Genomic DNA, 13789 nt, shown 5'->3' on the forward strand with positions numbered 1-13789 from the left:
CTGTTAGTCCTTAATGAATTCTTCGGTAGGGAATCCCATTTTGGATTCCAATAGTTCGGCATGTGTGCTGCTTACTATTGCCGTGTGGTGAGGGTGCTCATTTTCTGCAAGCCACTTGATTAGTGGCTTGGCCGCCTCTTCGAATTCTTTAAGTTTTTTATCACTCATACTTCCTCCTCAACCTTAATTTCAGCCTTACGCAAGAACTTCTCATACTGCTCATGGTTCATTCGAACAGATGAACGTTCTGCTTCATTTTTAATTACGTATTCGTAACCGTTAGCCACCCTCGAAACGTCAAGGTGCTCACCGGTTAAAGTGTTGAACAGCTTCATGGGGATGACTCCGGTAGGGTGTTATGAAGGGTTTGTTTCTACTTTTTCAAACCACGCCTTATCAAAAGCGGCCATCGCTTCGGCAGGTGAATTGCCACTTCCAACCACTCCCGTAGGAAGGTCGCCATAAATGGCAAGCCAAGCATCTCCATCTCGAGTCAGTTGCGGCTTAAACATCACTGACGGCATGTTGTAATCAGCAAATGTTTGGGCGATCCCATCAAATGCGTTCTGAGCGTATCCGCCTAAATTTTCGTTTCTAATGGCTGATTCCAGCGCCTAGGAAAGATTTCCGCCGCCAATTCTGCTTCTCACTGCGTCATATGTTGCTTGGTATGTATCGCTCATATCGGTAGTCTCAGTTAGTTATGTGATGCTGAGTGGGGGTTAGCTGATGCGTGACACCATCTCGTCAATGTAATCGTCCGTCTCTGCATCACTACCATCGGCAGCAAGCAGGGCAGCTACAATCTCTTCGTCCGTGAAGTTGAGCGCTGTCAGAAACTCGACAATGCACATGCCAACCACATCCCTTTGGTTGTAGTCAGAGCAACCAACAAAAGAATTTCTGATTGCTGAATGAACCGCTGAAATTTCAAATTCGACTTCCATCTCTCACCTCATAGTGCAGTTACTGTTGCTGACAGGAGGCCAGCGGTGATGCGCTTAACTCGCGCTCCAAATTGCGATAATGCATTGCCCGTAAAACGTCTTTACGACGAAGTGAGCAATTCATCTTTTTGCAAAGACGCGCGCTACGCATATAGCCAATCTTCCGCGCTTTTGCTTGTTCTGCTTTCATCTCTCACCCCTTAATAACGTGATATGGATGCTCGTATTTATCGCTGCGATGACCGGCGGCGAAGATTGCAACATCAGGAATACATGCGGAACCTTCTTCGAACTCAACAACCGTTCCACGTTTCGGATACTTCAACTTCATCAGCTGCTGGGCGATTGTTTCTACTTTTTCCCGGCGTTCTACTAACTCTGTCAAATCGATAGGGTTGATAGCCTTGTTTACGCGTCCTACAGGCTTCTTAGCCTTGAGAGATAACACAGGCTTGCATGGCTTAGGCTCATCGCCGGTAATGCCGTGAGCTGCGTTGTATGCTGCTGTGAGTGCTTTGCGTTTGTCATCACGACGTTGGCGAGCATTGTCATAACCTTGATGAGCCATGTGCATTCCTCCTGTTAGAAAGTTTTGGTGATGGTGGCTGCACCTATTTCAATTGCAGCGCTCTCGATGGCCTTCTCAGTCCGGCAGCATTACCTGTCCTTAGCTCCAGCCATTCACCATCCCAAAACTCACTGTTCCGAGTTTGGCGCGCTTTTCAGCGCAGTCTTCTTAAAGAGCATTCGAAGCGGGTCGTTTCGTTTCGATGGAATAACAGTACAATATGTATTAATCATCGTCAATACAATTTGTACTTATTATTTATGGTGGCAATACAGAATGAATTGAAGTTGATGAATTTTGGGCAAAAAAAAAGCCCAGATTTCTCTGGGCTGTAGCTTTCTTCGGTATGATTAGTGTCTTAAATCTTCGATATCATCATTATCGATATAGCGCGATGCTTTCAGTATCCCCGCTACGAAACGAACGTGGTCTACATCCGTGGCTTCTATTGTGAATGGGCGGTGATCCTGATTAATGCTGACAAACTGATAAACTCCATCACGCTTGAAGCCTATCATCTTGATCATGTTATGGCCTTCGTGCGTCCTTACAAAAACCTCGTCACCAGCTGCTACTGGCGAGTTAGGTTCTATCAGGACGTATTCTCCGGACTTAATCCGCGGCCACATGCTATCTCCCTTAACTTTTAGCCCATATGCGTCAGGGTCATCACTATAAATCTTTAACCAGCCCGAGTGATCCTCGACCATGTCTACCATTCCATCTATCCCTAATATCGCTTCTCCGCGAACTGGTACTAACCCGTGCCTAATTTTACCAGCGTATTCCATTTCATCACCAGGTGAAGGGATGAAGGCTTGACCGTCGGATGTCAGGGTCATCGCGTCCATATGAAGCGCTTTCATAATTGCTGCTATATCTTCAACGCTAGGTTCTCTCCTGCCATTGAGCCAATGCCCAATAGCACCCTGCGTTTTTCCGACCATTTCACCGAGTCTTTCTTGTGAAATGTTCAGTTGTGTCATTTTGGCCTTAGCCAATTCCTGCCATGTCTTTTTCATATTCTCATTATTACGATACGTATTATATCGACAACTGACATTCTGTACTGATAGCTTGCAAGGGTTCAGTACATTATGTATTATCAGTGTTGTAAACAATACGGAGTGACATATGAGCAACCTACGCGAGATCAGAGAGAAGCTAGAAGTCTCTCAAACAGTTCTGGCAGAAAAGGTTGGCTGCACACAGGGAGCAATCGGCCATTACGAAGCCGGTCGACGACACCCAGACCTAAACATGTGCCGCCAACTTGTTAATGCCTTAAATGCCTTTGGTGCGAAAGTAATTTTAGACGACGTTTTCCCACCAAAAGCAGCATAGAAACACCCGCTCCTTAACACCTCTGCGCTGAAAAGCGCCCAATTACTAATCCCCTACGTTCTGGGGAACTAATCGTAATTAATAACTGTGGCATACCCCACGGTATGCACACGTAAACACACAACCAACAACGGAAGTATCACGCATGGACATTGCAAGCACTCGCAATAAAGCGAATGAAATCACAAGCAAGATTATGAATGGCATAGCTATTCGTGGTCAGCGAGCAGTAGCAAAAGCTGTAGGCGTTAACGAGTCACAAATCACCAGATGGAAAGAAACGATGATCCCCAAGATGGGAATGCTCCTGGCAGTTCTGGAATGGGGAGTAGAGGACGAGGAATTGTCGAAGCTGGCTAAGTCAGTAGCGCGATTACTCACAAAAGAAAACGCCCCGGGGTGCTTGGAACACTTCGAGGCGTAGTTGCAAATAACTGTTCATATTCACAGGAGTCATTATATGCAAAAGAGCAGAAAACTCAAGCAAGAAGAGGAGCGGCGTTATCCAGACTCACCCGATCCAATCGTGATGGCAGCCGCCACAAACAAGCCGTTCGCTGAACGGTTTATTGGTTGTTTCAGACTGGCTAAAGCAGGGGTGAAGAATGGGCAACGCAGCTAGACATTTACAGCTAGTACCGACATCTACAGATGTCATGGAGCGGCGCGTGGCGGATACCGATGATGGTTACACACGCATAGCTAACGAACTCTTAGAAGCGGTTATGAGCGCTGATTTAACGGCTCGACAGCTCAAGGTTGCGTTAGCCGTTATGCGCAAAACATACGGGTTCGGCAAGAAGACAGACCGGATCACAAACACTCAGATAGCAGGGATGACCGGCATTCACCACACGCACGTGTGTACCGCTAAGAATGAGATGATTGCGATGAACGTCATCATTACTTCTGGCAGTCAGATTGGAATTAACAAGGTAGTTTCTGACTGGAATTTCAACATTAGCCAAGTCAGCGAAACATTAGCCAAGTCAGCTAATAAAACATTAGCCGAAGTAGCTAATGACCATTCGCCAACTCAGCTAAACACAAAAGAAACTTATCAAAAGAAAAAAGAAACTACCCCTAAATCCCCAGAGGGGAGTGATGAAGTGGCTGAGAAGAAAACCCATTCCAAGTCGAAGAAAAAATCCTCCCTTGAGTTCGACAGGGAGCGGTTCAAAACCACATGGAACTGCAAAGCCGAGAAGCACGGCCTGCCGAAGATTAACGGCGTCTCTGCCACTACCGAGAAATCCCTTAAATATCTCTACGAAGCCCATTTGAGAAATTGCACTCAAAACGGCAGAAAGCCAACCGACATGGATACTCTGTTCAACGGATACATCGAATTTGGTTATCAGCCAACTGCGTGGGCTATGGGCAACAATCCTGATGGAAAAGTATTCGGTATTGCTACCGCGCTTCGCCAAGACAAGATTGATGAAATCCTGAATTCGGAGGGTTGACATGGAAAGTTATGAATTCGAGGAGTTACTCGTAGGTTCGATGATCGTGAAAGGCGACCACATCGACTGCCGAGACATCGCCGGGAAACTTCCTGCTGAAGCCTTTGAAAACTTCCACCTGCGCCGCATGTACACCGTCATCGTCGCTCTGCTGAGCAAAGCCGAGCCGACAGACATGTTCACCGTGCAAAGCAGCGTTCCTGCCGAGACGAAAGACTTCGTTCTTGAAGTGGCTACCCGTTGCCGTTCCGCTGCAAACATCAAGGCATGGGCTAAGCGTGTTCGTCAGTGCTGGATGCTGCGACAGGGTGAGGCTGAACTGCTCAAAGCAGCTGAGCTACTCCGGGGCGCATCAACGCATGATTTGGGTGAACGTCTGGCAGAAGTATCTGGGATGCTTTCCAAGCTTCAGTTTGAAACCAACGACCGTTTGCCGCGGCGAATTGGTGACATGCTGGACGACTACATGGAAGTGCTGGAGAAACGCATGAAAGGCGCTGAGTCTGGCATGTACCTGAAAACTGGCATTGATGCGATGGATGATGAGTATGGCGGATTCGACCGAACAGACCTGATCATCGTAGCCGGTCGACCGGGCATGGGTAAGACAGAGTTGGCAATCAACATCGGTAACTCAATTGGCCGACAGAAGGGGAAAGGACTGTTGGTGTCGATGGAAATGTCTGATATGCAGGTGGTCGAACGCCACGTTGCTGACCGCGCTGGCCTGTCGGTTGGATCTCTGCGTAACCCACTGAACATGCTGGATGAGCAATACACCAGACTGACAGCGGCTACCGGCACCCTGATGGACGAGAACAACTACGTTATCGACGGGTCATTCACGGTTGACGAAATCATCGCCCACGCAGAACGCATGAACATGGACGGCGGCCTTAGCTTCCTGACGATTGACTACCTCGGCCTGATGAAGAAATCGAAGGCAGAGCGTAACGACATCGCCATCGGTGACATCACCAGCAAGCTCAAACAGTTCTGCCTTCGCAATAAGGTTCCCGTAATCCTTCTATCTCAGCTTAACCGCGGCGTTGAGTCACGTCTTGATAAGCGCCCGGGATTGGGCGACCTGAAGGACTCCAGCTCCATTGAGCAGGACGCAGACGTGATTATCTTCCCTTACCGAGATGAAGCTTACGACGAGCGAAGCGACATGAAAGGCATCGCTGAAATCATCGTGGGTAAATACCGGTCAGGCAAGCCAAAGACGTTTTACATGGGCTGGAAGAATGGTCACTTCGTCAATATCGATCAGGCCGACGCTGCAAAGCGTTACGCGGAAAACACAAAGAAACCGACTGACAACAAGTCATGGCGGGGAGGTGAGTGATGGACACTAAGGCAGCATTTGAGAAGTGGTGGGATGAAAACCAAGAATTCCTATCGGGGAAGTTAAAGGTCACCCCAGCTACAGCATTCATCATTTGGAAAGCATCCCGCGAGGCAATCGAAATTGAGTTTCCTGAGCATTGCAATGGCACTACGCCAGAAGCAGAGGGGTACGACGATGCTCTGGATGAATGTATCGAGGCCATCACCTCCAACAGAATCAGAATTAAGGGGAAGACGGAATGAAAGTGAAATTTATCTACAAAGACGGCACGTCAGAAGAAATTGATAGCGTGCTTGCAAACTCGGTCGTGATGGATGAAAACGGCTCAGGTGCTTTCCTTTTACACGGTGACCTCACTTACTACCACTTTAAAGACCTTAAAGAATTCACTGTTCTGGAAGAGGTTAAGCCATGAATAACGATTTAGAGCAGTTCAGCGAAGAAAGGCTTAAATATTTAAGCACTACATCCAGCATAAAAAATGGTGCCACGGCGCAGGAATCAGCAGCACTCGCCCGCATAGCCCTAGCAGCAAAGCAGGCCAAGCCGGTGGCTCAAGTTTATCAGCCAGCCAACATTGGAATCTGTGCAGCGCTCGGACCAGCAATTCGCATGATTAATGTTGGACTTCCAGCAGGCGCACTTCTCTACACCACCCCACAGCCAGCCCATACAGAGCAGGATGGTTGCCAGTGGAATCCAGATGAAGATGCGGTCTACTCCACCAGCTGCGGTAACGAATGGCAATTCACCGATGGAGGACTTGAGGATAACCAAATCAAATTCTGCCCATATTGCAGCGGGAAAATCGCCGCCCCTAAACCGGAGAGTGAACTATGAGCATTACAGCCAAATGCCCAAAATGCGGGAAGCCTGCATTGTTCAGCGCTTCGTTCGGCTGCTGGTGTAGTCACTGTCGCAACGGGCACGATAAATAAACCGGAGAGTGAGTGATGCAGAAAATGGAATCATGCTACCGGTGCGGAGAGCGGAAAGAGGCAGAAAAATTTCGCCCCGGACAAGAGTACTGGTGCCGTTGGTGTCTCAGGTGCGAAGCCTCACCAGTTGGACATTTTCCAATCCCTGAAACAGCAGAGCACAGGTGGAAATCATGACCAAACAAATCTACCAATTACGCAACGAACAAATCCTCAGTAACGCAATAAACCACCTCCGCAACACTCCGCTTAATCCTGACAAACCATTCATCGTGACTATCCAAGAGCGCACCCGCTCACTGGAGCAAAATGCACGTTTGTGGGCAACTTTGTCTGATATCAGCGAACAGGTTAACTGGCACGGTCGCAAGCTCACCACAGAGCAGTGGAAGCATATTTTCACCGCCGCGCTAACTAAGCAGGATGTGGTGCCAAATCTGGCCGGTGATGGCTTTGTCGTTCTCGGGCAGTCAACCAGCAAGATGACAGTCGGCGAACTCAGCAACCTGATAGAGCTGATTAACGCATTCGGGGCGGAGCAGGGTGTCAGGTTCAGCGAAGAATCCAGGCTCGCAATCGAGTGGGCAAATCGCTGGGGTGAATCAAACAAACTTAAGCAGGTGGCGTAATGAAAATCACCGACCAAGAATTACTGAATAAAATATTTATCACTACCGCTGAACGCCTTCCCCACACGGCGACCTATCACTACTTTGGCAATCAAATTGGCCTCGGCTCAACTGATGACTGGTCTCACCAATATGCCACATGGATTTGCACCGCATTCCGAGAAAGGGCGATTAAAACCGGCCTGAGCAGCACGCAGTCAATGAATCGAATTATAAGGCTCATAGCTATTGGTGAATTGGTTTCTGAAAAAAGAACCGCGGGGCAGGCGTTTAATTTCAGACTCCCTGACAGCATCACCAAGCCAATGTTCGAGAGAACCTTCGATTTGCTGATTGAAAGCGGCATCACCAAGGAACCACAGGACGCAACAGGGTTTGATGATATCGCCAAGCGGATTTCAGCAGCACTCATCAGCGAATTCGGCGAGATGAAGAGGGCAGCATGATAACCACACAGACAATTCCAGAACTACTGGTGGCTAGTCGCGGAAATCAGGCAGAGGTAGCTCGCCAGCTCGATGTTAACCGCTCCACTGTCATGAAGTATGCCAGAGACAATAACGCGACCGGTCACATCATTGTTAATGGCTGCCTGATGGTCAAGACGGCCAAAAAGCAAAGGAGAGTGGCATGAAAGATTATTCAGCGATGAGTGACCATCTGATTAACCAGCAGGTAGCCGAGAGCCTTGCCGGGCGTTATCTCTACTTCCAAGATTATGTTTGGGATTCTGAAGAGGAAAAGCGTTTCAACCCCTGCAACTACCCCGCTGACGCATGGCCGATTATTTATGGAAATCTAATCACCATCGAACCGGACTATGAATTTATTGACGAAAGTGAGGCTGAGGTTTTCCCTACCGGACTATGGATTGCAGAGCGTTCAGGTAATCATGAGTTTTTGCAGCATGTGAATGAATCACCACTACGCGCCGCAATGATTGTCTATCTCATGATGAAAGACGCGGAGAAATGCGATGGCTAAATCTTGGTTCCAGCATGAACTCATGTCCACCCAGCAAGCCAACGACCTCATCAAGCAATACACCCTCCGAAACATCCAGACCTCAAAGCAATTATCTGCCGATTACACAGGCTGGTATGTCTCTGCTTTGTTACCCGAATACAGAGTAGAACCACGATCCAGTCGGACGTGGCAGAACCCTATGTGGAGATAAATCATGACCAAATTATCAGTTATCAGATCCATTCACGAAACGCGGTCGGCGCTCGCATCAGTAATCTCCGAGATGGATAAGCAGGATTCGAAGTGGGGGCTTGACCGCGACCAACATCCATACGTTTGGCAGACCATTCTTACTGAAGAAGTTGGCGAGTTGGCGCAGGCAATTCTTCACGATGATTTCGGAGGAAGTCATGCCGGTACAGCACGAGGAGAGGCGGTTCAGATAGCAGCTGTTGCTCTGCAAATTATCGAGTACTACGACCGGATTGAAGGCGGAAGAAATGACAACACAGTCGCCTGATAACCAACCACGCTGTTGCCGCTGCCACGCACCCCTGACCCACGCTGATCAAACTTACTACGGCCTTTCATGTGACCACTGCGAGCTTGATTACAGCTACGTTCTGGATGGAGTTAAAAACTATGACTACTGGAAGCGATTCACCGGCTTCATGTTGCGCTGCTTGCGGCATGGCATTGGCAGAGTGCGAGACGCATGTATGCGGGGATTGCGAAAGCTTCTTCGAAATGGGCGGCGTCGAGGTTTCTGAGCATCTGAGGGGTGAGAGTGATGAGTGAGCGTAACGGATTTTATGAGCGGATAGATGGCAGAAAGTATCGCAATATCTTCGTGGTGGGCGACTTGCACGGCTGCTACAACCGCCTAATGACGCAACTGATTGAAGTAGGCTTCGACCAATATAAAGACCTGCTGATTTCAGTAGGCGACCTGATTGACCGCGGCGTCCAGAATATTGAGTGCCTGGAATTAATGCGTGAGCCATGGTTTAAGGCTGTGAAGGGCAATCATGAGCAGATGGCTATCGAAACTATGACCGGTGCCAGCGATGGCGGTCTGTGGTTCCACAATGGCGGTAACTGGTATTGGCAGCTAGACCCAGACCAGCAAATCCTTGCGCGTGGCCTGATTCGGTTTGCCTCAACGCTTCCTCTCGTCATTGAAGTCGATATCGACGGAAAGAAAACGGTTATTGCCCATGCTGATTATCCGGCGAATGAGTACGAGTTCGGCAAACTGGTAGACCCGCAAGGCCTTGTGTGGAACCGCGACCGATTCAACGACATTGTTGACGGCAACGGCGGGGACATTTCAGGGGCTGACCAGTTCTTCTTCGGTCATACACCGACCAGAACACCAGCCAAGGCGTGGAATCAGAACTACATCGACACCGGAGCGGTGTTCGGACACCTGCTGACCATTGTGCAAATCAAAGGGGGAGTGGATGAAGCCACCAAAAAGCCGTAAATGCAAGGTCTGCGGTGATAAGTTCAAACCAGCTACTCTGTATGACTGGTGGTGCAGTGAAGAACACAAGGAAGAGCTAATCACCAAGTTAGCAAACGAAGCCCGACAGAAGCGCATACAGCAACAGGAACGACAGCGAAAGGAAACAACCCAGCAGGAGAGACGAAGCCTCAAGATTAGAAAGCTCGCAGTAAAACCCCTCAGTTACTTCGCAAAACAAGCCCAGACAGAATTCAACGCCTTCATCAGAGAACGAGACGCAGACCTCCCATGCATCAGCTGCGGCCGCTTCCATGATGGGCAGTACCATGCCGGGCATTACCGAACCGTAGGCGCTAACCCAGAGTTGAGGTTCAACGAAGATAACTGCCATCGCCAGTGCGCACCTTGCAACAACCACCTGTCCGGAAACATCGAAAACTACACCCCAGCAATCAGAGCAAAGATTGGCGAGCATGCCTATCAGTTGCTTATGGGCGCACACGAACCCCAGCGGTACCGGCGTGAAGATTTCGAGCGAATCAGGGATGAGTACAAAGTTAAGCGTAAAGCACTCAAGAAACTATCGGAGGCAGCATGATCACCTTAGAGGACGTTATTCATGGCGGCTATCAGCACTTAGCCCGCGAGATGTTCGATACCAAAAAGTGTCCAGCCTGTCACGGCATCGGCACTGTAGCGTTCTATCCGATGTACAGCAGCACATCTAACACATGCGTAGCCGAGCGCAGGCAATGCACTGACTGCTTCGGTACAGGACGGAGGCAATCAGCATGACAAATCTTGAAAAGGTACTTCAAGAGCAGAAGAAATTCGAAAAATGGGTAGTTGAAGATACATGCCTTGGTTGGGGGTTCCTGTACGGATGGAGAGGTAAGGATGGGGTAGTCGAATACGAAGACATCGATGCGAAAAATAAGTGGTCAGGCTGGCTCGCGTCCGCCACAGGCCTTAAGTCATGGGAGGCAGCATGACCCAATACGAAAGATTCGAACTCGACCGGCTAGCAGAAGAAGAAAAGCTGATCGAGAAAAAGCTAAATCGTATTCGTGAGCAGTGCCGCGAAATCATCAACAGGTCAGATACCAATAAGGTGAAGGTATGAACGTCAGAGAGATGGGCTTAACCAAAGAGCAGCACGACTGGCTCAATGCCTGGTTGGAATTATGGGGCTCATGGGTTTATTCAGGGAGACTGGAAAAGCGCATGAGCAGCGTGATAGCTCAGTACATGGCAACCGTGGAACCTCAGTCTTATCCAGATCGCCCGATGTGCAATGATGATGACGGAATGTTGATTTCTCAGGTCGTAGATTCCGTCCTCCGCATTGACATAAAGGCGATGGGTATTCTTCTCAGCTATTACTCTCACAACTCATCTAAGCGAGCAATTGCATCGTACTATCACAAGTCTGCAATTCCCCGCAAAATGTCCGGGCGGGGTGGTGATAAAATTAAGAAGCCTTCACTGGTCACATGCAGACGGGAAGTGGATGAAATTCTCACTGCATCACTCTGGATGATCTACCAACCACTATACAATGCTTTCATCTCCCGCAAATCAGTAGCTAAGTTGAAGAAAGTTGCATAGAACGTGTTGACTTCATTGATCCAATGAGCCATCATTTGTAGGTAAGGTGCCACTTGTATGTCTTAGGTGAGCAGCCTGCCCAATTTCAAAGCCCTGACCCTCACCGGTTGGGGCTTTTTGCGTTTCTGGCCTTTTATTTTGGCCTCAAATCCTGCGACTACACACAGCCAACGCAATGTTGGAGGTGGAGAACATGAAAATGCCCTACAAAAGCGACCCGAACATCTGGTCAATCCTGATCGCTTTCGGCATGACGCTTATGGGTGGAATAGCTAGTTACTCATTCAAAGTGCTCAGCGGGGAGATGTTCAGCTGGCGAACCTTCTGCCTGCAAATCATCGTCTCAATCTTTGCCGGACTCATCATGATTATGATCGCCATTCACTACGGATGGCCGCAGGAAATAACTGGCGGCGTTTGTGGCATGGCTGGTTGGTCAGGCTCATCCCTCATCAAGGCACTTGAAAAGAGATTCCTGAACAAGGCCGGAGAAGAAAATGCCAATCAGTAAAAACCTGAAAGCCTTTCTGGACATGCTTGCATGGTCAGAGGGTACGAGTACCAGTCCGGCGACAAAGAACAATGGTTATGACGTGATCGTGACCGGGATAGACAAGAAACCGGAAGTTTTCACAGATTACTCAGATCATCCGTTCAACAATGGGCGGAAATCAAAAGTGATTAACTCAAAAGGCCTGACTTCCAATGCCTCGGGTCGTTACCAGTTTATGTTGAAAGACTGGGCACACTACAAGGCGCAACTAGGACTCAAGGATTTCGGTCCTGCATCTCAAGACATGTGGGCAATCCAGTTGATCCGAGAAAGAAAAGCGCTGCCAGATATCGAATTAGGGAACATAGCCTCGGCAATCGCTAAGTGCAGAAACATCTGGGCGTCACTGCCGGGTGCGGGGTACGGCCAGCGTGAACACAAAGCAGTCGAGCTGATTGCTCAATACCAAAAGCAAGGCGGCACATTGTCGAAGGCGGCCTGACATGAACCTAACGTTAATCAAAAACCTCATCCCCATCATCTTCGCTGCAATCATCGTTACTTTCCTCTGGAGTCTGAATAGTGAGAACAAAAAACTCACTTCGGATAACAACGAACTTCGCGCGGAATACCGACGAGTAAACAGCAAGAACGACGACCTGGCTAACACGCTCGGCAATCTCACAGAGAAGATTGGGCAGGCTAACGCGATTGCATCAACCGAAGCCCGCCGCCGCGCAGCAGCTGAGATGAAAAACAACAAGCTCCAAGAAGAGGTGAAGGATGCGCTCAAGAACAATAAGTGCAGCGTTGAGCTTGTCCCTGACTCTGTTATTAGCCGGTTGCTCGAACAAGCAAATCGAATACGAATCGGTAAAGACGCCGACTACAGCGATTCCAGCAAATCTGACAAGTGACGTTCCTGTCCCATACATCAGCAAACAGATGACATTCGGCGACAGCGTTCAGCTCAACTTCACCATGCTCGACACCATAGGCACCTGCAACTATCAGCTCGGTGCTATCAGGGCTATTGAAGCGATGCGTTAAAAACTATCCACGTGAGGCTAATCAGTCTCTCGACTATTCATTACTCGAAGGAGACACCAATGATTAATCAACCATGGCCGACGTATTCAGATGCGAGCGGCGTATTCGTGCTTGGCCTGCCAATCAAAACCCTTAACCAGGCTGTAGATGGTTCGGCAGAAGCAACGTTTGATGGTCCATATCAAACTCAATACCTGTCCGCCCTGTTCATGTCCACATTTAAGCCTGTTGTCGGTGGTTACATCTTCCAAAGCCAATACGGTGAGTTGCTCTACATGAGCAAGACCGCATTCGAAGCTCAATACACAGCGACGAGCACACCGATTGCATGGACCTCAGTAACAGGCAAGCCTTCCACATTTGCACCAATCATCGGCACATCAGCAACCACTGCAATGGCTGGTAACAAAGTTCCAACCGCAACTGAGCGCGGTGGCGTTCTGCTGCAGACAGCAATCGTTGCTCTGACTGATTCCTCTGGCGGCACATCAGGCGGCAACACGGTAGCAGCTATCCCGGCTGTAGTGGCCGCAGCAACGAGTGCAGACACGGCAACTTTGCCAACCAAAGCATCAGTGGATGCCACAGTAACTGCGATTAAGAATGACTTCGCCACACTGGCGGCTAAATACAACGCATTACTGGCAGCAGTTAAAGCAGCTGGTATCACGGCATAGATTTAACTAACCACTAAGCATAAGGAACTAAGCATGTACGCATTAAAAATAGTCGATGGGAACTTCACTGAAGTAAATTCGATTGGCTGCAAATTCAAGATTCAACGCTATGACCAAACAGCCATGACCTGCTCAGGCTCGGCGATTGCCATCGTAACTGGGGAAGATGAAAGATTCGCATGGGAAATTCCTCCAAGCGCAGATGCTTTCATCACTACCCTTGAAGGTAAAACGGTAGAGGTGATTCACCGATCTCTGCACCCGAGACCATAACCAATTACACA

32 protein-coding genes are annotated in these 13789 nt (G+C 48.9%); 25 read left to right on the plus strand and 7 right to left on the minus strand.

Annotated features, from left to right (window positions below; translation table 11 throughout):
- Positions 1 to 3: 3 nt before the first annotated feature.
- The 7 genes from J1779_RS07855 to J1779_RS07885 form a co-directional block, all read right to left on the minus strand.
- The gene (locus J1779_RS07855) at positions 4 to 168 is read right to left on the minus strand and encodes a hypothetical protein (protein ID WP_217203432.1); all 165 of its coding nucleotides are present in this window, start codon (positions 166 to 168) and stop codon (positions 4 to 6) included.
- The gene (locus J1779_RS07860; protein WP_217203434.1) at positions 165 to 335 is read right to left on the minus strand and encodes a hypothetical protein; all 171 of its coding nucleotides are present in this window, start codon (positions 333 to 335) and stop codon (positions 165 to 167) included. The genes J1779_RS07855 and J1779_RS07860 overlap by 4 nt, the downstream gene beginning before the upstream one ends.
- Positions 336 to 356: 21 nt before the next feature.
- Entirely contained in the window at positions 357 to 512 is a 156-nt protein-coding gene (locus J1779_RS07865) for a hypothetical protein (RefSeq protein WP_217203437.1), read from the minus strand.
- 210 nt (positions 513 to 722) lie between these two features.
- Positions 723 to 947, minus strand: a complete 225-nt coding sequence (locus J1779_RS07870) for a hypothetical protein (protein ID WP_217203439.1) — start codon at positions 945 to 947, stop codon at positions 723 to 725.
- A gap of 19 nt (positions 948 to 966) precedes the next feature.
- Positions 967 to 1137 carry a hypothetical protein gene (locus J1779_RS07875; RefSeq protein WP_217203441.1) on the minus strand — a complete coding sequence of 57 codons (171 nt, stop codon included), beginning with the start codon at positions 1135 to 1137 and terminating at the stop codon, positions 967 to 969.
- A gap of 3 nt (positions 1138 to 1140) precedes the next feature.
- Positions 1141 to 1515, minus strand: coding sequence for a transcriptional antitermination N peptide (locus J1779_RS07880; RefSeq protein WP_217203443.1), 375 nt, complete (start codon positions 1513 to 1515; stop codon positions 1141 to 1143).
- A gap of 350 nt (positions 1516 to 1865) precedes the next feature.
- The gene (locus J1779_RS07885) at positions 1866 to 2537 is read right to left on the minus strand and encodes a LexA family transcriptional regulator (protein ID WP_217203445.1); all 672 of its coding nucleotides are present in this window, start codon (positions 2535 to 2537) and stop codon (positions 1866 to 1868) included.
- Positions 2538 to 2649: 112 nt separating this feature from the next.
- Between J1779_RS07885 and J1779_RS07890 the strand changes: the two genes are divergently transcribed.
- From J1779_RS07890 to J1779_RS08000, 25 genes are all read left to right on the plus strand, one after another.
- Complete coding sequence (locus J1779_RS07890) at positions 2650 to 2859, plus strand: helix-turn-helix transcriptional regulator (protein WP_217203447.1); 210 nt, start codon at positions 2650 to 2652, stop codon at positions 2857 to 2859.
- 145 nt (positions 2860 to 3004) lie between these two features.
- Entirely contained in the window at positions 3005 to 3283 is a 279-nt protein-coding gene (locus tag J1779_RS07895) for a CII family transcriptional regulator (protein ID WP_217203449.1), read from the plus strand.
- A 36-nt stretch (positions 3284 to 3319) separates the two neighbouring features.
- Positions 3320 to 3481 (plus strand): hypothetical protein, encoded by a 162-nt coding sequence (locus J1779_RS07900; protein ID WP_198555805.1) that lies wholly within the window; start codon positions 3320 to 3322, stop codon positions 3479 to 3481.
- Entirely contained in the window at positions 3465 to 4325 is an 861-nt protein-coding gene (locus tag J1779_RS07905) for a replication protein (protein WP_238485098.1), read from the plus strand. The genes J1779_RS07900 and J1779_RS07905 overlap by 17 nt, the downstream gene beginning before the upstream one ends.
- Position 4326: 1 nt before the next feature.
- Positions 4327 to 5673, plus strand: coding sequence for a replicative DNA helicase (locus J1779_RS07910; RefSeq protein ID WP_217203451.1), 1347 nt, complete (start codon positions 4327 to 4329; stop codon positions 5671 to 5673).
- Positions 5673 to 5918 (plus strand): phiTE_015 family protein, encoded by a 246-nt coding sequence (locus tag J1779_RS07915; protein ID WP_217203453.1) that lies wholly within the window; start codon positions 5673 to 5675, stop codon positions 5916 to 5918. Before J1779_RS07910 ends, J1779_RS07915 begins: the two co-directional genes overlap by 1 nt.
- Positions 5915 to 6091 carry a hypothetical protein gene (locus tag J1779_RS07920; protein WP_217203455.1) on the plus strand — a complete coding sequence of 59 codons (177 nt, stop codon included), beginning with the start codon at positions 5915 to 5917 and terminating at the stop codon, positions 6089 to 6091. The genes J1779_RS07915 and J1779_RS07920 overlap by 4 nt, the downstream gene beginning before the upstream one ends.
- Complete coding sequence (locus J1779_RS07925) at positions 6088 to 6516, plus strand: hypothetical protein (protein WP_217203457.1); 429 nt, start codon at positions 6088 to 6090, stop codon at positions 6514 to 6516. Before J1779_RS07920 ends, J1779_RS07925 begins: the two co-directional genes overlap by 4 nt.
- A 122-nt stretch (positions 6517 to 6638) precedes the next feature.
- A complete protein-coding gene (gene ninD, locus J1779_RS07930) occupies positions 6639 to 6791 on the plus strand; it encodes a protein NinD (RefSeq protein WP_217203536.1) in 153 nt (50 codons plus the stop codon).
- Positions 6788 to 7243, plus strand: coding sequence for a recombination protein NinB (locus J1779_RS07935; RefSeq protein ID WP_217203459.1), 456 nt, complete (start codon positions 6788 to 6790; stop codon positions 7241 to 7243). The genes ninD and J1779_RS07935 overlap by 4 nt, the downstream gene beginning before the upstream one ends.
- The gene (locus J1779_RS07940) at positions 7243 to 7689 is read left to right on the plus strand and encodes a hypothetical protein (RefSeq protein WP_217203461.1); all 447 of its coding nucleotides are present in this window, start codon (positions 7243 to 7245) and stop codon (positions 7687 to 7689) included. Before J1779_RS07935 ends, J1779_RS07940 begins: the two co-directional genes overlap by 1 nt.
- A complete protein-coding gene (locus J1779_RS07945) occupies positions 7686 to 7877 on the plus strand; it encodes a phage NinH family protein (protein WP_217203463.1) in 192 nt (63 codons plus the stop codon). Before J1779_RS07940 ends, J1779_RS07945 begins: the two co-directional genes overlap by 4 nt.
- Positions 7874 to 8227 (plus strand): phage protein NinX family protein, encoded by a 354-nt coding sequence (locus tag J1779_RS07950; protein WP_217203464.1) that lies wholly within the window; start codon positions 7874 to 7876, stop codon positions 8225 to 8227. The genes J1779_RS07945 and J1779_RS07950 overlap by 4 nt, the downstream gene beginning before the upstream one ends.
- Before the next feature lie 196 nt (positions 8228 to 8423).
- Positions 8424 to 8729 carry a MazG-like family protein gene (locus tag J1779_RS07955; protein ID WP_217203466.1) on the plus strand — a complete coding sequence of 102 codons (306 nt, stop codon included), beginning with the start codon at positions 8424 to 8426 and terminating at the stop codon, positions 8727 to 8729.
- A 270-nt stretch (positions 8730 to 8999) separates the two neighbouring features.
- Positions 9000 to 9695, plus strand: a complete 696-nt coding sequence (locus tag J1779_RS07960; RefSeq protein WP_217203468.1) for a metallophosphoesterase — start codon at positions 9000 to 9002, stop codon at positions 9693 to 9695.
- Entirely contained in the window at positions 9673 to 10275 is a 603-nt protein-coding gene (locus J1779_RS07965; RefSeq protein WP_217203469.1) for a recombination protein NinG, read from the plus strand. Before J1779_RS07960 ends, J1779_RS07965 begins: the two co-directional genes overlap by 23 nt.
- Positions 10276 to 10468: 193 nt before the next feature.
- Complete coding sequence (locus J1779_RS07970; protein WP_217203471.1) at positions 10469 to 10669, plus strand: hypothetical protein; 201 nt, start codon at positions 10469 to 10471, stop codon at positions 10667 to 10669.
- A complete protein-coding gene (locus J1779_RS25625; protein WP_274388798.1) occupies positions 10666 to 10800 on the plus strand; it encodes a hypothetical protein in 135 nt (44 codons plus the stop codon). The genes J1779_RS07970 and J1779_RS25625 overlap by 4 nt, the downstream gene beginning before the upstream one ends.
- Positions 10797 to 11285, plus strand: a complete 489-nt coding sequence (locus tag J1779_RS07975) for an antiterminator Q family protein (RefSeq protein WP_217203474.1) — start codon at positions 10797 to 10799, stop codon at positions 11283 to 11285. The genes J1779_RS25625 and J1779_RS07975 overlap by 4 nt, the downstream gene beginning before the upstream one ends.
- A gap of 193 nt (positions 11286 to 11478) precedes the next feature.
- On the plus strand, positions 11479 to 11796 hold the full coding sequence (locus tag J1779_RS07980; protein WP_217203476.1) for a phage holin family protein: 318 nt from the start codon (positions 11479 to 11481) through the stop codon (positions 11794 to 11796).
- Positions 11783 to 12280 carry a glycoside hydrolase family 24 protein gene (locus tag J1779_RS07985; protein WP_217203478.1) on the plus strand — a complete coding sequence of 166 codons (498 nt, stop codon included), beginning with the start codon at positions 11783 to 11785 and terminating at the stop codon, positions 12278 to 12280. The genes J1779_RS07980 and J1779_RS07985 overlap by 14 nt, the downstream gene beginning before the upstream one ends.
- Position 12281: 1 nt before the next feature.
- Entirely contained in the window at positions 12282 to 12695 is a 414-nt protein-coding gene (locus tag J1779_RS07990) for a DUF2570 domain-containing protein (RefSeq protein WP_217203480.1), read from the plus strand.
- Positions 12595 to 12828: an Rz1-like lysis system protein LysC gene (gene lysC / locus J1779_RS25775; RefSeq protein WP_420804204.1), complete on the plus strand. Its 234-nt coding sequence runs from the start codon at positions 12595 to 12597 to the stop codon at positions 12826 to 12828. The genes J1779_RS07990 and lysC overlap by 101 nt, the downstream gene beginning before the upstream one ends.
- Positions 12829 to 12887: 59 nt before the next feature.
- Complete coding sequence (locus tag J1779_RS07995) at positions 12888 to 13505, plus strand: hypothetical protein (protein WP_217203482.1); 618 nt, start codon at positions 12888 to 12890, stop codon at positions 13503 to 13505.
- A gap of 33 nt (positions 13506 to 13538) precedes the next feature.
- Positions 13539 to 13778, plus strand: coding sequence for a hypothetical protein (locus J1779_RS08000; protein WP_217203484.1), 240 nt, complete (start codon positions 13539 to 13541; stop codon positions 13776 to 13778).
- The last annotated feature ends 11 nt before the right edge of the window (positions 13779 to 13789 follow it).

Origin of the sequence: Rahnella rivi (genome assembly GCF_019049655.1) — a bacterium.
GTDB classification, from domain to species: domain Bacteria; phylum Pseudomonadota; class Gammaproteobacteria; order Enterobacterales; family Enterobacteriaceae; genus Rahnella; species Rahnella rivi.

Bases quoted from the DNA above. Each gene is read 5' to 3' on its own strand.
- J1779_RS07890 (WP_217203447.1), top strand. From the start codon at position 2,650: ATGAGCAACCTACGCGAGATCAGAGAGAAGCTAGAAGTCTCTCAAACA.
- J1779_RS07870 (WP_217203439.1), bottom strand. From the start codon at position 947: ATGGAAGTCGAATTTGAAATTTCAGCGGTTCATTCAGCAATCAGAAAT.
- J1779_RS07900 (WP_198555805.1), top strand. From the start codon at position 3,320: ATGCAAAAGAGCAGAAAACTCAAGCAAGAAGAGGAGCGGCGTTATCCA.
- J1779_RS07995 (WP_217203482.1), top strand. From the start codon at position 12,888: ATGATTAATCAACCATGGCCGACGTATTCAGATGCGAGCGGCGTATTC.
- J1779_RS07940 (WP_217203461.1), top strand. From the start codon at position 7,243: ATGAAAATCACCGACCAAGAATTACTGAATAAAATATTTATCACTACC.
- J1779_RS07885 (WP_217203445.1), bottom strand. From the start codon at position 2,537: ATGAAAAAGACATGGCAGGAATTGGCTAAGGCCAAAATGACACAACTG.
- J1779_RS07875 (WP_217203441.1), bottom strand. From the start codon at position 1,137: ATGAAAGCAGAACAAGCAAAAGCGCGGAAGATTGGCTATATGCGTAGC.
- J1779_RS07950 (WP_217203464.1), top strand. From the start codon at position 7,874: ATGAAAGATTATTCAGCGATGAGTGACCATCTGATTAACCAGCAGGTA.
- J1779_RS07980 (WP_217203476.1), top strand. From the start codon at position 11,479: ATGAAAATGCCCTACAAAAGCGACCCGAACATCTGGTCAATCCTGATC.
- J1779_RS07985 (WP_217203478.1), top strand. From the start codon at position 11,783: ATGCCAATCAGTAAAAACCTGAAAGCCTTTCTGGACATGCTTGCATGG.
- J1779_RS07945 (WP_217203463.1), top strand. From the start codon at position 7,686: ATGATAACCACACAGACAATTCCAGAACTACTGGTGGCTAGTCGCGGA.
- J1779_RS07960 (WP_217203468.1), top strand. From the start codon at position 9,000: ATGAGTGAGCGTAACGGATTTTATGAGCGGATAGATGGCAGAAAGTAT.
- J1779_RS07865 (WP_217203437.1), bottom strand. From the start codon at position 512: ATGTTTAAGCCGCAACTGACTCGAGATGGAGATGCTTGGCTTGCCATT.
- J1779_RS08000 (WP_217203484.1), top strand. From the start codon at position 13,539: ATGTACGCATTAAAAATAGTCGATGGGAACTTCACTGAAGTAAATTCG.
- J1779_RS07990 (WP_217203480.1), top strand. From the start codon at position 12,282: ATGAACCTAACGTTAATCAAAAACCTCATCCCCATCATCTTCGCTGCA.
- J1779_RS07970 (WP_217203471.1), top strand. From the start codon at position 10,469: ATGACAAATCTTGAAAAGGTACTTCAAGAGCAGAAGAAATTCGAAAAA.
- J1779_RS07925 (WP_217203457.1), top strand. From the start codon at position 6,088: ATGAATAACGATTTAGAGCAGTTCAGCGAAGAAAGGCTTAAATATTTA.
- J1779_RS07920 (WP_217203455.1), top strand. From the start codon at position 5,915: ATGAAAGTGAAATTTATCTACAAAGACGGCACGTCAGAAGAAATTGAT.
- ninD (WP_217203536.1), top strand. From the start codon at position 6,639: ATGGAATCATGCTACCGGTGCGGAGAGCGGAAAGAGGCAGAAAAATTT.
- J1779_RS07910 (WP_217203451.1), top strand. From the start codon at position 4,327: ATGGAAAGTTATGAATTCGAGGAGTTACTCGTAGGTTCGATGATCGTG.
- J1779_RS07955 (WP_217203466.1), top strand. From the start codon at position 8,424: ATGACCAAATTATCAGTTATCAGATCCATTCACGAAACGCGGTCGGCG.
- J1779_RS07880 (WP_217203443.1), bottom strand. From the start codon at position 1,515: ATGGCTCATCAAGGTTATGACAATGCTCGCCAACGTCGTGATGACAAA.
- J1779_RS07915 (WP_217203453.1), top strand. From the start codon at position 5,673: ATGGACACTAAGGCAGCATTTGAGAAGTGGTGGGATGAAAACCAAGAA.
- J1779_RS25625 (WP_274388798.1), top strand. From the start codon at position 10,666: ATGACCCAATACGAAAGATTCGAACTCGACCGGCTAGCAGAAGAAGAA.
- J1779_RS07905 (WP_238485098.1), top strand. From the start codon at position 3,465: ATGGGCAACGCAGCTAGACATTTACAGCTAGTACCGACATCTACAGAT.
- J1779_RS07855 (WP_217203432.1), bottom strand. From the start codon at position 168: ATGAGTGATAAAAAACTTAAAGAATTCGAAGAGGCGGCCAAGCCACTA.
- J1779_RS07965 (WP_217203469.1), top strand. From the start codon at position 9,673: ATGAAGCCACCAAAAAGCCGTAAATGCAAGGTCTGCGGTGATAAGTTC.
- J1779_RS07895 (WP_217203449.1), top strand. From the start codon at position 3,005: ATGGACATTGCAAGCACTCGCAATAAAGCGAATGAAATCACAAGCAAG.
- J1779_RS07935 (WP_217203459.1), top strand. From the start codon at position 6,788: ATGACCAAACAAATCTACCAATTACGCAACGAACAAATCCTCAGTAAC.
- J1779_RS07860 (WP_217203434.1), bottom strand. From the start codon at position 335: ATGAAGCTGTTCAACACTTTAACCGGTGAGCACCTTGACGTTTCGAGG.
- J1779_RS07975 (WP_217203474.1), top strand. From the start codon at position 10,797: ATGAACGTCAGAGAGATGGGCTTAACCAAAGAGCAGCACGACTGGCTC.